This window comes from Rhodobacter capsulatus (assembly GCF_005144475.1).
Taxonomy (GTDB): domain Bacteria; phylum Pseudomonadota; class Alphaproteobacteria; order Rhodobacterales; family Rhodobacteraceae; genus Rhodobacter; species Rhodobacter capsulatus_C.
Window position 1 is genome coordinate 38228 of record NZ_SWJZ01000009.1, and the last position, 12830, is coordinate 51057.

Below are 12830 nucleotides of genomic sequence, written 5' to 3' on the forward strand. Positions count from 1 at the left end.
GATCCTATAGCTCATGCGCTGGAACTGGAATCAACCCGACTGGCCGAATTTCGTCTATGACAGCGCTGCCATCGAACCTCTCGAGCGGCGGTTCCTGCTGTCATCCGGCGAGATTCTCGGCGCCGTCCGCCATGTGACCGGCGATGAACGCGACCGGCTGCGCATCGAACTTCTGAGTGAAGAGGCGATGCGGACAAGCGCCATCGAAGGCGAGGTGCTAGACAGGGGCAGTGTGCAATCCTCCCTCCGGCGGCAATTCGGTCTGATCACTGACGGTGCGCCATCGAAGCCCAAGGAACAGGGCGTCGCAGAGATGATGGTCGACGTCTACTCGACCTACGGCGCGCCTCTGACCCACGAGACCCTCAGCCACTGGCACGGGATGCTCCTGGCACATGACCGAAGCCTCGAGACCATCGGTGCCTACCGGCGACATGCCGACGCGATGCAGATCGTCTCCGGCAGGATCGACCGACCGACGGTGCATTTCGAAGCACCGCCTTCGGCGCATGTCCAAGGTGAGATGGACGTGTTCGTCGACTGGTTCAACCGAACGGTACCAGACGGTCCAACGCCCCTGCCGGCTCTGACCCGAGCGGCGCTTGGGCACCTCTGGTTCGAAAGCATCCACCCCTTCGAAGATGGCAATGGTCGCCTCGGCCGCGCCCTGGCGGAAAAATCCCTTGCCCAGAACATCGGCCAGCCGAGCCTGATCGCGCTAGCCTATACGATCGAACGGGACCGGAAGGCCTATTACGACCAGCTCGAGATCCACCAGAAAACGCTGGACGTAACCGGCTGGCTGATCTGGTTCGCCGAGATCGTTCTGAAGGCGCAGCAGGTAACGCTGACACGGGTCGCGTTCTTCATCGCCAAGGCGAAGTTCTACGACCAGTTCCGTGATCGACTGAACGAGCGACAAGCCAAGGTGATTGAGCGCATGTTCCGCGAGGGGCCCGACGGGTTCAAAGGCGGCCTCAGCGCCGAGAACTACATCGCAATAACCGGCACGTCACGCGCCACCACAACGCGGGACCTGCAGGACCTCGTGGAGATGGGCGCGCTTAGCCGTACCGGGGACCGGCGGCATACGCGGTATTGGCTAGGAGTCGCGGAAACAACGATATCGCAGGGTTCGTCGTAACCCAAACGAGCGAAGGACCTGGGTCAAACGCCACCATGGGAAATCACATATCCGCTAGTGGATAAGGTCGAGGAACGCCCGCAGGAGCATCAAATATTGATTTCTTTAATGGAAGAATGAAAGGTGACTCATTATCCGCGAGGAGATGCCCGATGGGTGAGGATGCCGCGAAGCTTTCGAACCTGAATCTGAAGATCACCGAGGACGAGCGGTGGGCCTTCAAAGAGCTCTGCGTCCGGCACCGGATGAGCCAAGTCGACGGTTTCCGGCTGGCGGCCCGGCTTCTGGAAGACCACCTCGAGACGCACAAGAAGAAGAGTGAAGGCGAATAGATGAATACCCATACGACGAACACCTCCCTAGCGGATTTCATCTGGAAGAACGCGGACGACCTCTGGGGGAACTTCAAGCACGTCGATTTCGGAAAGGTCATCCTGCCCTTCACCCTGCTGCGCCGGCTGGAATGCGTGCTCGAACCGACCCGGGACCAGGTGCGCGAAACCGTCAAGACCATGAAGGACAGCGGGATCGACCTGGGCGTGATCCTCCGGACCCAGACCGGTTACCCGTTCTACAACACCTCGAACTACGACCTCCGCAGCCTGGGCGCGACCCGGACCCGCCAGAACCTCGAGGATTACATCGCCTCCTTCTCCGACAACGCCCGGGTCATCTTCGAACAGTTCGACTTCGCGAACACGCTGGCCCGGATGGACAAGGCCGGGGTCCTCTACAAGATCTGTCAGAACTTCGCCGCAATCGACCTGCATCCGGACGCGGTTCCGGAACGGGTCATGTCCAACGTCTACGAACACCTGATCCGGCGGTTCGGGGCCGAGGTGAACGAGGCCGCCGAGGACTTCATGACCCCACGCGACGTGGTCCATCTGGCCATCGAGCTGCTGCTCGACCCGGATGACCAGATGTTCATCGACAACCCGGGGCTCATCCGGACGCTGTATGACCCGACCTGCGGCACCGGCGGTTTTCTGTCCGACGGCATGGAACATGTGAACGCCCTGCGCGACCGCTACTCCATCGCCCCGGTCATCGTGCCCTACGGCCAGGAACTGGAGCCGGAGACCCACGCCGTCTGCCTGGCCTCGATGCTGCTCAAGACCGTCGAGTCCGATCCGGGCCGGGACCTGTCGAAGAACATCAAACTGGGCAGCACCCTGTCCGACGACAAGCTCACGAACGAGAAGTTCCACTACTGCGTCTCGAATCCGCCCTTCGGCAAGAAGTGGGAGATGGATCAGGCCGCAGTGGTCCGGGAACATCAGGAAAAGGGGTTCGAGGGCCGGTTCGGCCCCAAGCTGCCCCGGGTCAGCGACGGGTCGATGCTGTTCCTCCTCCACCTTCTCAGCAAGCTGGAGGCGCCGGAGCGTGGCGGCGGGCGGGCGGCGATCGTCCTCTCCGGCTCGCCCCTGTTCAACGGAAACGCGGGTCAGGGCGAATCCGAAATTCGGCGCTATCTGGTGGAGGAGGACGTGGTCGAGGCGATCATCGCCCTTCCGACCGAGATCTTCTTCCGGACCGGGATCGGCACCTACATCTGGCTTCTGTCGAACAAGAAACCGGCCCACCGGAAGGGGCACGTCCAGCTGATCGACGCGACCGCGCTGTATGAGCCGATGCGCAAGAGCGAGGGGAACAAGCGTCGCCGGGTCGGGGACGACCAGATCCGCCAGATCGTCCAGATGTATTCCGACTTCGCCGAGACGAAGGAAAGCCGGATCTTCGACGCCCGCGATTTCGGCTATCGCCGGGTCAAGGTCCTGCGCCCGCTGCGCAAGAAGGTCGTGATGTCGCCCGAGGGGCTGGCCGCGCTGGCGGATGAAACCGCCTGGGGCAAGCTGTCTACGGAGGAACAGGCGGCCTGGACCGCGCTGTTTCAGGCGGACATGGGCGAGGCGCACGGTTGGCACCGGTTCGAGGCCTGGGTCAAGAACGCGGTCAAGCGCGACCCGGGGCTGGGCCGCGTGAACGCCGCCCTGATCAAGGCGTTCCAGAAGGCGTTCGGGGTGCGCGACCCGGACCTTGACCCGATTCTGGACAAGTCCGGCGCGGTGATCCCCGATGACGACCTGACGGATTTCGAGAACATCCCCCTTGGCACCGACATCCGGGACTATATGGCGCAGGAGGTGCTGCCCCATGCGCCCGACGCCTATGTGGATGACGGGTTCCGCGACGAATACGACGGTCAGGTGGGCATCGTGGGGTATGAGATCAACTTCAACCGCTACTTCTATGAATACCAGCCGCCCCGCGATCTGGAGGAGATCGACGCCGAGCTGAAGGCGGTCGAGGCGGAAATCGCGGCGGTGCTGGCGGAGGTGACGGAATGAGCCTTCCGGCTTACGATGTTTTTAAGGTTGCTCCAGTGGAGTGGCTTGGTCCCCTTCCTGCCCATTGGGGCGCGGCTGCGATCAAACGGCTTGTGTTAACCCCGATAACTGACGGTCCGCACGAAACCCCACAGTTTCACGAGTCTGGCATCCCGTTTGTATCCGCAGAAGCGGTGGGCACCGGAAAGATAAATTTTGAAAAAATAAGAGGATATATCTCAAGCGAGGATCATTTACGATACTCTCGAAAGTACTTTCCCAAGAAGAACGACATCTTCCTGGTTAAGTCTGGAGCTACCACAGGTGTAAGTGCCATTGTAGAAGTGGATACTGAATTCAACATCTGGTCCCCACTGGCTGTGGTTCGGTGCGATAGCGAAAAGATAATCCCCCATTTTATGCTTTACGCCCTTCGGAGCAGAAATTTCCTTGACGGGATCGCCCTGAATTGGAGTTACGGCACTCAACAGAATATCGGTATGGGCGTTCTAGAAAGGCTACACGTACCCCTTCCGCCCAAATCAGAACAAGAAAAGATTGTAGCCTTCCTGAATGGGTCAGTTTCAAAGGTCGACAGCCTGATCGAGAAGAAGACCCGGTTCATCGCGCTGCTGAAGGAAAAGCGGGCGGCCGTGATCACCCATGCGGTGACCAAGGGCATCGACCCGGACGCGCCGATAAAGGACTCGGGCGTGGACTGGCTGGGCCGCGTGCCCGCCCATTGGGAGGTGCTGCGCATCGCGGCCCTGTTCCGCGAGGTCTCACGCCCGGCGGACCCGGCCCTGCCGGTCCTGTCCGTGTCCATCCACGACGGTGTGACGGACGGGGAACTTGCCGACGAGGACCGGGACCGGAAGGTCGCCCTCAGCGAGGACCGGACCAAATATCAGGGCGTCGCGCCCGGCGATCTGGTCTACAACATGATGCGCGCATGGCAGGGCGCGTTCGGGGCGGTCACGGTCAAGGGGTTGGTCAGCCCGGCCTATGTGGTCGCGGCCCCGGTCACCACGTTCCGGACCAAGTTCATCGAACACCTTCTTCATACAAAGAGCGCCGCCGAAGAAATCCGCCGGTTCTCGCGCGGCATCGCGGATTTCCGGATGCGGCTTTACTGGGATCATTTCCGGGCGCTGAAGGTCTGCCTACCGCCGCTGGAGGAACAAGACCGCATCCTGTCCGAGATCGACACAGAATCCGCCCGCATCGATGGCCTGATCGCCCTGACCGAGCGCAGCATCGACCTCCTGCGTGAGAAGCGCGCGGCGCTGATCACCGCCGCCGTGACCGGCAAGATCGACGTGAGGGCTGCGGCATGACTTTTGGCGCGGACCGGTCGGTTTCTTATTGCTTTGGTAGGATTCCTGCCCTATCTACTGTGTCAACAAGACCCGCCACGCCTCGGACGGAACCTCGGTTTCGCACTGCGCACCCCGGCGGGTTACTTGTTTTCAGGGTATCGCTTTCGCGGCGCAGAGGTGCCGCATGAAGTTCGAAAAACCTGCCGTTTCCGTCCCGGATCAGGTCAAGCTCCTCAAACGTCGTGGCATGGCTGTCAGGGATGAAGCCCTTGCACAGCACTACCTGAACTTCATCTCCTACTACCGGCTGCGGGCCTACTGGCTGCCCTTCGAGGTGCCCGCCGCGAACAACGGCGATCACGCTTTCCGCGACGGGACAACCTTCGAGGACGTGCTGACGCTCTACATCTTCGACCGCGAACTTCGGCTCCTGGTTCTGGACGCCATCGAGCGGGTCGAGGTGGCCCTGCGCGCACAATGGGCGCATCACATGGCGATGACCTATGGCCCCCATGGTTACCTCGAACAGGGCCACTATGCCCATATCGGGCGTCATGCAGATGCGGTTGCGGAGCTCAAGAAAGAATTTGCGCGCTCGCGCGACACGTTCGCCACCCATTATCGCGACAAATACACGTCGCCGACGCTGCCACCGGTCTGGATGGCGGCAGAAGTCATGTCCTTCGGCTTGCTGTCGAAATTCTACAGCGATCTGAAGCTGCGCAGCGATAGAAACGCCATCGCCGCCCCCTTCGCCCTGGATGAGAAGGTCGTCACATCTTTCGCCCACCATATCAGCCACGCGCGCAACATTTGCGCCCACCACGGTAGGCTGTGGAACAAGCGCTTCACGGTGAAAATGACGGTTCCGAAATATCCCGCAAAACTGCCGGTCGCCATGCGGGATGCCGATCCGCGCTATCTGCACAACACCCTGGTGATGCTCGATTACCTGCTGGCCCTGATCGCGCCGGGCAATGAGTGGAAAAAACGCCTTGTGGCACTGATCGACAGCTGCCCGTTGGCCGATCCTGCCAGCATGGGGTTTCCGGCGGATTGGCGCGCCAGAGCAGCATGGAGGGTATGAGAATGCCGATTGCTGTCCAAGCGACGCTGGCGAGGCTTCTGAACGAGGTGGCCGCATGACCACGGGTGAGACCTTCGGCAGGACCATCCAGCTTTTCCTGGTCGACGGGAAACCCACGGGCCTGCGCAAGGCCACGATCCACGGCTGGACCGGCCTGTTGTTCGTCAGCGGCGCCTCGGCCTTCGGCGATCTGACCGCCCGGGCCGAGGTGGACCGGACCGGAGTCTATATCCTGTCCGGCCCGGACCCGGACAAGCCCGGCGTGACCCGGGTCTATATCGGGTCGGGGAACTCCGTCTCTGAGCGGATCGAACAGAGCGCGAAGAAGCGCGACTTCTGGGAAACCGCGATCACCGTCACCACCAGCGATGACGACCTGTCTAAGGGGCATGCCGAATACCTTGAGGCGCGGCTGATCCGCCTGACCGCGCAGGCGGGCCGGGTGACGCTGGATAACGGCACCCAACCCGATACCGACCGCCGCCGCCTGCCCGAGGCGGATGTCGCGAACATGGAACAGTTCCTGTCGAACCTGAAGATCATCCTGCCGGTTATCGGGCTGGATATGCTCAAGCCTCAGCCCCGGGCCGTGACGCAGGTCGCGAAACCTGCCGAGGAGCGGACGGTCGAAGAGGTTCACTTCGAGATCCGCCACAAGAGCGGCGTTCAGGCGACCGCCGTGGAAGAGGACGGGGAATTTGTAGTGCTGGAAGGATCCGAGGCCCTGATCGGGACCGGGTACGTCCAGCAGAGCTATGGCGGCCTGAAGGAAAAGATGATCGCGGATGGCGCGCTGGTTCCCCATGCCCCGGACCGGATGCGCTTCGCCAAGCCCTGGCCGTTCGGCAGCCCCTCGGCCGCGGCGGCGGTGGTACTGGACCGGAACAGTAACGGGCGGCTGGAATGGAAGGTCCGGGGATCGAAGCTGAATTATCACGAGTGGCAGCAGGCGCAAGCCGGCGGGTCGGAGGTGACGGAATGAGCGACCTGCATTACGAGAAGAACCTCGAAGGCTACATCGTCTGGAAGCTCACCGCCGCAGGCTGGCTGGTCGGCACGACCGACGCCTATGACGCGGACCGAGCCATGTACCCGGAGGATCTGGAGGCATGGCTACGCGCTACCCAACCCCAGAAATGGGACCGGCTTCACGCGATGAACGGGGACAAGACCCTTACAGTGGTCATGGACCGGCTGGAGGCGGCGCTGGAAAAACAGGGGATGGTGCAGACACTGCGCCGGGGGTTTTCCATCGCGGGCGCGGGGCATCTGGACCTGTCCGAGGCAGCCCCAGAGGACCGGCGGAACGACCAGGTCCTGCATCGTTACGCGTCGAACCGGCTGCGGGTCGTGCCCCAGCTGAAGTACCACCCCGAGCGCGAACTCGCCATCGACCTCGGCCTGTTCCTGAACGGCCTGCCGCTGGCCACGGTCGAGTTGAAGACGGACTTCACCCAGTCCGTCGAACACGCAAAGGCCCAGTATCGGCGCGACCGGCCTCCGGTCGACCCGGTCACCAAGCGCAAGCACCCGCTCCTGACCTTCAAGCGGGGCGCAATCGTCCATTTCGCGATGTCGGACAGCGAGATCTGGATGACCACGAAGCTTGCGGCCGACGATACCTTTTTCCTCCCCTTCAACAAGGGGGATAACGGCCGGGCCGGCAACGCGGCCCGGGCCGATGGAGAATACCCGGTCGCCTATTTCTGGGAGGAGATCTGCCAGCCGGACGCGTTCCTGCGGATCTTCCACAGCTTCGTCTATGTCGAGAAGAAGAACGTGGTGGACCTGAAAGGGAACTGGTCGGTCAAGGAGACGCTGATCTTCCCCCGGTTCCACCAGTTCGACGCGGTCAACAAGATGATCGCCGACGCGAAGGCGAAGGGGCCCGGGCACCCCTACCTGTGCGAGCACAGCGCCGGTTCCGGCAAGACCTCGACCATCGCCTGGACGGCGCATGACCTGGTGAAGCTGCGCCGGGATGACGGGACGCCGATCTTCGACACGGTGATCATCGTGACGGACCGGAACGTCCTGGACGGCCAGTTGCAGGACGCGGTCCAGCAGATCGACCATCAGAAGGGGCTGATCGCGGCCATCGACCGGGAAACCTCGTCGAAGTCGAAGAGCGACCAGTTGAGCGAGGCGATGCTGAAGGGCACTCCGATCATCGTGGTGACCATCCAGACCTTCCCCTTCGCGATGGAGGCGATCCTGACCGAGCGGTCGCTGCGGGACCGGAACTTCGCGGTGATCATCGACGAGGCGCACAATTCTCAGACCGGGAACACGGCGTCAAAACTTCAGGCGACGCTGGCCCTGTCCGCCCGGAAGGACGCGGCGGATATGACGGTCGAAGACATCCTCCTGGAGATCCAGCGGGCCCGGAAACGTCCGGCGAACGTGTCCCATTTCGCCTTCACGGCGACCCCGAAACATTCGACCATGATGCTCTTCGGGCGCCCGACCGACCCGTCCCGCCCGGGGGGGAACGACAACCTCCCGGTATCGTTCCACAAATACGAGATGCGGCAGGCGATCGAGGAGGGGTTCATCCTCGATGTCCTGCGGGGCTATGTCCCCTACAAGACCGCGTTCAACCTCGGCCAGGAGATCGTCGAGGAGAAGCGAGTCGACGGGAAAGCGGCGAAGCGGGCGCTAGCGAAATGGATGACGCTTCACCCGACGAACGTCACCCAGAAAGTCCGGTTCATCATCGAACATTTCTCAAAGAACGTGGCCCACCTCTTGGACGGGAAGGCGAAAGCGATGGTCGTCACCAGCTCCCGGGCCTCCGCGGTCCGGTACAAGCGTGCATTCGACGCCTTAATCGCGGCCAATCCAGCTTATGGGAACATCCGGGCGCTGGTGGCCTTTTCGGGGAAACTGACCGGGCGCGAGGTGATGCACCCGAACGATGACCTTCTGAAGGGGGACGCGTTCATCGTCGAGGAGGACGCGGAGTTCACCGAGGCGAACATGAACCCGGATGCGGCCGGAAAGGATCTACGCCACGTCTTCGACCGGCCGGAATACCGGGTCATGCTGGTGGCGAACAAGTTCCAGACCGGGTTCGACCAGCCGAAGCTGGTCGCTATGTACGTGGACAAGAAGATCGCGAACGCGGTCGAGATCGTTCAGACCTTCTCCCGCCTGAACCGAACCTTCCCCGGGAAGGATCAGACCTTCATCATCGACTTCATCAACGACCCCGACGTGGTTCGGGCCGCCTTCGCCCAGTATGATCGGGGCGCCCGGATCGAGGAGGTTCAGGACCTCAACGTCATCTATGACCTGAAGGGCTTCCTGGACGATCAGGGGCTATATGACGACACGCACATGTTCGACTTCCAGCGAGCCCGATTCCGGACCGCTTCCGCCGCCGCAAGCGGCGCTGATGACGAGGCGGCGCACAAGGCGATGTTCGCGGCCACCCAGGAGCCGACCGACGCCTATAACCGGCGCCTCGCAGAGTTGCGGGACCGGGCCGGCGCAGCCGAGGACGCCTGGCAGCGCGCGAAGAGGGCCGGGAACGAGGACGGGATGAAGCGCGCGGATCACGAGCGCGAGCAGGTCGAGACGGCGATCATCTCCCTCACGGATTTCAAGGCGGGCCTGGCCCGGTTCGGTAGGCTCTACGCCTATATCGCGCAGCTGGTCGACCTTGGAGACCCGGACCTCGAAACCTTCGCCGCCTTCGCCAAGCTGCTGGCGAACCGGCTGGACGGGATCCCGCCCAATCAGATCGACCTGCACGGGATTGCGTTGACCGGATACCAGATCGCCGAGCGCGAACCGGCCGGGGGTGAAACGGAACCCGAGGAGCCCATTCTCCAGCCCGACAAGGGGGGCGGAGGGGGCGGACGCCCCGGGGCGTTGCCGGTCTACATCCAGGAACTGATCGAGCGGCTGAACAGCCTTTTCGGCGAGGCGACCCCGATCGAGGACCAGGTCGCCTTCGTGAATCAGGTGGCGGCGATCACCCGCGAAAACCGGGTGGTCATGGCGCAGATCGAGAAGAACACGAAGGATCAGGCGATGAAGGGAAACCTGCCCGGCGCGGTGCAGGCGGCGGTGGTCCGGGCCATGTCTTCGCACAGCGCGCTCGCCACGCTTCTGCTGAGCAAGGACCGACAGGCCCTGCCGATCCTCGAAGGGGTCGTCTACGAGATCTTGAAACGAGGTGCAGCTCTCGACCTAACTTCAAAGTGATCTCGTCAGATATGCCGCGCAGAGACAGACTGAAGTGAATGTCGATCTTTGAGATCATTCACGATACGTACCCGCGTCGCCTCTTCGTTGCCGCGAGCTTCACCAAAGCCGTGATAGCCTTGCCTTCATCAGGATGGGTCTCGACCATCATCTGCCCCCGAAACCCGATCCGGCCCCATTCGCGCACGAGGCTGGCGCGACCGAAGAGGTCGCGTTGCACACTCAGCCGATAGAAGCGACGCATGTTGCGCGCCGGATCGATCCGGCGCATCTGCAAGTCGGTCGGGAAGACATCGAGCTGGATCGGGCTGTGGTACATGTAGTGATCGACTGAGGTTTTCTCCACAATATCAGGTGGAAGTCTGCGCTTCCACCTCGATTTCCCCGCGAGGGGTAAAAGGGGGCTCACGCCCCCTTCTCGAACTTCATGACCGGGATACCAAGCTTTTTGGCCTTGTCGGCGAGGTTCTCCTGGATGCCATTACCTGGGAAGACGAGGACGCCCACGGGCAGCACTTCGAGCATGGCGTCGTTGCGCTTGAAGGGCGCGGCCTTGGCGTGCTTGGTCCAGTCGGGCTTGAAGGCGACCTGCGTCACTCCGCGGGCCTCAGCCCATTTGGCGGCGATGAGTTCAGCGCCCTTGGGGCTTCCACCGTGGAGAAGGACCATGTCGGGATACTTGGTCCGGACCTGATCGAGCTTGCCCCAGATCAGACGGTGATCGTTGAAGTCGGTCCCGCCGGTGAGGGCGACCTTGGGGCCAGCGGGGAGCATCACCTCGGTTTCCGCGCGGCGCTTGGCGGCCAGGAAGTCGCGGCTGTCAATGAGCGCTGCGGTCATGTGCTGGCGGTTCACCATCGAGCCAGTGCGAGGGCGCCAGGTGGAGCCCGTGTGATGGACGAACTCGGTGGCGGCGTGATCGCGCATCATGTCCATGCAGTTGCGCCGTTCGATCAGCGTCAGGCCTTCGGCCGTCAGGCGCTCGAGCTCGGTCGATTTCACCTCGGAGCCGTCCTGCTCCCGCTGGAGGCGGCGCTGCGCCTGCTCGTTCTCATCGAGCGACCGCTCGATCCGGGCCGTCGCGCGGTGGAAGAGATTGACCTGGCCCCAGAGCACTTCTTCGAGGTCGGGTTCCATGCGGGTGTCTTCCAGGGTCGCAACGAGGGCGTCGAAGATGTCGGCGACGGCGACCGCAAGGCGCTGCCCATCGGGCATCGGGCGCGGATCAGGCTCGTCAAAGGGGCGGTAGCCGTAGAGCTGCAGCTCGTCGAGCGCATGGGCGGTCTGGGATGCAGTGTGGACGGGTTCATAGGCGTCGTCGTGGGTGTGGATCGTCATCGGTTTCTTGCCTCCGGGCCTCAACTCGTCCGCGCGTCATCCCGCGCGGCCTTCATGGGCTGCGAAAGCCGTGGGAGGGGACGCCCCTTCACCCCCTTTCGGGGCCGGAACGCATGTGGAGGAGGACGGGGGGCGGCTGATTTGTCTCGCGATGCAAAGGCGGGGCTCGCCCCCGCCGGCGGAAATCAGTCGCCCCCCGTCCTTGAAGGGGCGGCATCTTTGACGGCCGCCTGCCCATCTCTTGAAGGCCGCTCGGGTGACGGGTGGATGAGATTGCCCGGAAAGAGGCAAAGCGACGATCCACAGCCATGACAGGGATCCGTACCCCCCTGCCCCGCACTCCCCGACTGACCCTTGCGCGATGCGGATCAGCCTGACAGGCGATGCCGATCCTCTGGCCCGATCTGCCCTGCCAGATGCTGGCGCAGCGCCTCTTTGCCGTACGCCCGGAGATCATCGTTGAAATCCCCGAGCCGCGGTTCCAGCACCCGAACGGCAATCCCGGCATCAAGTGCTCTGGCGCTCAACCTCTCTGCCGCGCGTTGCCCGGCCGGATCGCTGTCGATGGCGATGTAGAGGCGCTGAAGCCCCTCCGGCAGCAGGACCGCCCCGAGGTGACCCGACGACAGCGCAGCCCAGACAGGGAGGCTAGGCACTGCTTCGATCAGGGACAGCATGGTCTCGATGCCTTCGCCGATGACGAGGATGTCGTCATGCGGGGTCAGCCTGACGGCATTGCCAAGGAGATGACCCATGGCACGCCGCTGCGTCTCGACCCGCGCCTTTCCCTGTCCGTCAGGCGCAAGCCAGGTGCGATGCACGCCCTGCAGGGCCCCTGCCCCATCGGTGACCGCGGCGATCAGCGCCGGTCTGGGGATGCTCCGGGTCTGGCCCTCATCCCGATGCCAGCACTTCGGGTGGAAGCGAAGGGCGCTCATCCTGCCGCCTTGGGTCAAGCCCCGGGAGCGGAGGTAGGTGTCGGCAAGCGTGGCTGCGACCGGCACCGAAGCCGCGAACAGACGCGCCGCCGCCGCTGGCGTGCCACCGGGGGGCTTGGTCTTCTTCGGCACTGGCGCATCCGAGAGAACCGGCGGCGGACGGCCCAGATGCGCCCGGGCCTCGGCCAGAAGATCGGGAAAGCGGGAGATCCCGGTCCTCTCGCGGATGATATCGAGAAGATCACCATGCTCGCCCGTGGCGCCATCGGTGAACTTGCCGGCCGCGCCCGGCCCTGAGGCGGGTCCAGTCAGCCGCACAAAGAGCGACCGGCCGGGGTTGTTCTGCAGATCGCCCACGATCCAGTAGGACCCTTCCCGCCGTCCGGCGGGAAGGTAGGCGCGACAGACACTCTCTGCATTTTCCGCCAAAGCGCGGATCAGATCTTCGGTCTCGGAATACAT

Annotated in this window: 10 protein-coding genes; 7 read left to right on the top strand and 3 right to left on the bottom strand. The window is 63.0% G+C overall.

Annotation, left to right across the window (positions count from 1 at the left end; translation table 11 throughout):
• The first annotated feature begins 13 nt into the window (after window positions 1-13).
• From FBT96_RS02875 to FBT96_RS02905, 7 genes are all read left to right on the top strand, one after another.
• Window positions 14-1144: a Fic family protein gene (locus tag FBT96_RS02875; protein WP_136904877.1), complete on the top strand. Its 1131-nt coding sequence runs from the start codon at window positions 14-16 to the stop codon at window positions 1142-1144.
• Window positions 1145-1296: 152 nt separating this feature from the next.
• The gene (locus tag FBT96_RS02880; RefSeq protein WP_136904878.1) at window positions 1297-1476 is read left to right on the top strand and encodes a hypothetical protein; all 180 of its coding nucleotides are present in this window, start codon (window positions 1297-1299) and stop codon (window positions 1474-1476) included.
• Window positions 1477-3495 (top strand): type I restriction-modification system subunit M, encoded by a 2019-nt coding sequence (locus FBT96_RS02885; protein ID WP_136904879.1) that lies wholly within the window; start codon window positions 1477-1479, stop codon window positions 3493-3495.
• The gene (locus FBT96_RS02890; RefSeq protein ID WP_136904880.1) at window positions 3492-4811 is read left to right on the top strand and encodes a restriction endonuclease subunit S; all 1320 of its coding nucleotides are present in this window, start codon (window positions 3492-3494) and stop codon (window positions 4809-4811) included. Before FBT96_RS02885 ends, FBT96_RS02890 begins: the two co-directional genes overlap by 4 nt.
• A gap of 166 nt (window positions 4812-4977) precedes the next feature.
• The gene (locus tag FBT96_RS02895) at window positions 4978-5880 is read left to right on the top strand and encodes an Abi family protein (RefSeq protein ID WP_136904881.1); all 903 of its coding nucleotides are present in this window, start codon (window positions 4978-4980) and stop codon (window positions 5878-5880) included.
• A gap of 55 nt (window positions 5881-5935) precedes the next feature.
• Window positions 5936-6862, top strand: a complete 927-nt coding sequence (locus FBT96_RS02900; protein ID WP_136904882.1) for a GIY-YIG nuclease family protein — start codon at window positions 5936-5938, stop codon at window positions 6860-6862.
• Window positions 6859-10092 carry a type I restriction endonuclease subunit R gene (locus FBT96_RS02905; protein WP_136904883.1) on the top strand — a complete coding sequence of 1078 codons (3234 nt, stop codon included), beginning with the start codon at window positions 6859-6861 and terminating at the stop codon, window positions 10090-10092. The genes FBT96_RS02900 and FBT96_RS02905 overlap by 4 nt, the downstream gene beginning before the upstream one ends.
• 58 nt (window positions 10093-10150) lie before the next feature.
• On the opposite strand, the gene FBT96_RS02910 is transcribed toward FBT96_RS02905, so the two are convergent.
• The 3 genes from FBT96_RS02910 to FBT96_RS02920 all read right to left on the bottom strand — a co-directional run bounded on the left by FBT96_RS02910 (window position 10151) and on the right by FBT96_RS02920 (window position 12830).
• Window positions 10151-10411, bottom strand: a complete 261-nt coding sequence (locus FBT96_RS02910) for a WGR domain-containing protein (RefSeq protein ID WP_136904884.1) — start codon at window positions 10409-10411, stop codon at window positions 10151-10153.
• A gap of 86 nt (window positions 10412-10497) precedes the next feature.
• On the bottom strand, window positions 10498-11430 hold the full coding sequence (locus tag FBT96_RS02915) for a DUF2493 domain-containing protein (RefSeq protein WP_136904885.1): 933 nt from the start codon (window positions 11428-11430) through the stop codon (window positions 10498-10500).
• A gap of 368 nt (window positions 11431-11798) precedes the next feature.
• A complete protein-coding gene (locus FBT96_RS02920) occupies window positions 11799-12830 on the bottom strand; it encodes a DUF7146 domain-containing protein (protein WP_136904886.1) in 1032 nt (343 codons plus the stop codon).

Bases quoted from the DNA above. Each gene is read 5' to 3' on its own strand.
- FBT96_RS02875 (WP_136904877.1), top strand. From the start codon at position 14: ATGCGCTGGAACTGGAATCAACCCGACTGGCCGAATTTCGTCTATGAC.
- FBT96_RS02880 (WP_136904878.1), top strand. From the start codon at position 1,297: ATGGGTGAGGATGCCGCGAAGCTTTCGAACCTGAATCTGAAGATCACC.
- FBT96_RS02885 (WP_136904879.1), top strand. From the start codon at position 1,477: ATGAATACCCATACGACGAACACCTCCCTAGCGGATTTCATCTGGAAG.
- FBT96_RS02890 (WP_136904880.1), top strand. From the start codon at position 3,492: ATGAGCCTTCCGGCTTACGATGTTTTTAAGGTTGCTCCAGTGGAGTGG.
- FBT96_RS02895 (WP_136904881.1), top strand. From the start codon at position 4,978: ATGAAGTTCGAAAAACCTGCCGTTTCCGTCCCGGATCAGGTCAAGCTC.
- FBT96_RS02900 (WP_136904882.1), top strand. From the start codon at position 5,936: ATGACCACGGGTGAGACCTTCGGCAGGACCATCCAGCTTTTCCTGGTC.
- FBT96_RS02905 (WP_136904883.1), top strand. From the start codon at position 6,859: ATGAGCGACCTGCATTACGAGAAGAACCTCGAAGGCTACATCGTCTGG.
- FBT96_RS02910 (WP_136904884.1), bottom strand. From the start codon at position 10,411: ATGTACCACAGCCCGATCCAGCTCGATGTCTTCCCGACCGACTTGCAG.
- FBT96_RS02915 (WP_136904885.1), bottom strand. From the start codon at position 11,430: ATGACGATCCACACCCACGACGACGCCTATGAACCCGTCCACACTGCA.
- FBT96_RS02920 (WP_136904886.1), bottom strand. From the start codon at position 12,830: ATGTATTCCGAGACCGAAGATCTGATCCGCGCTTTGGCGGAAAATGCA.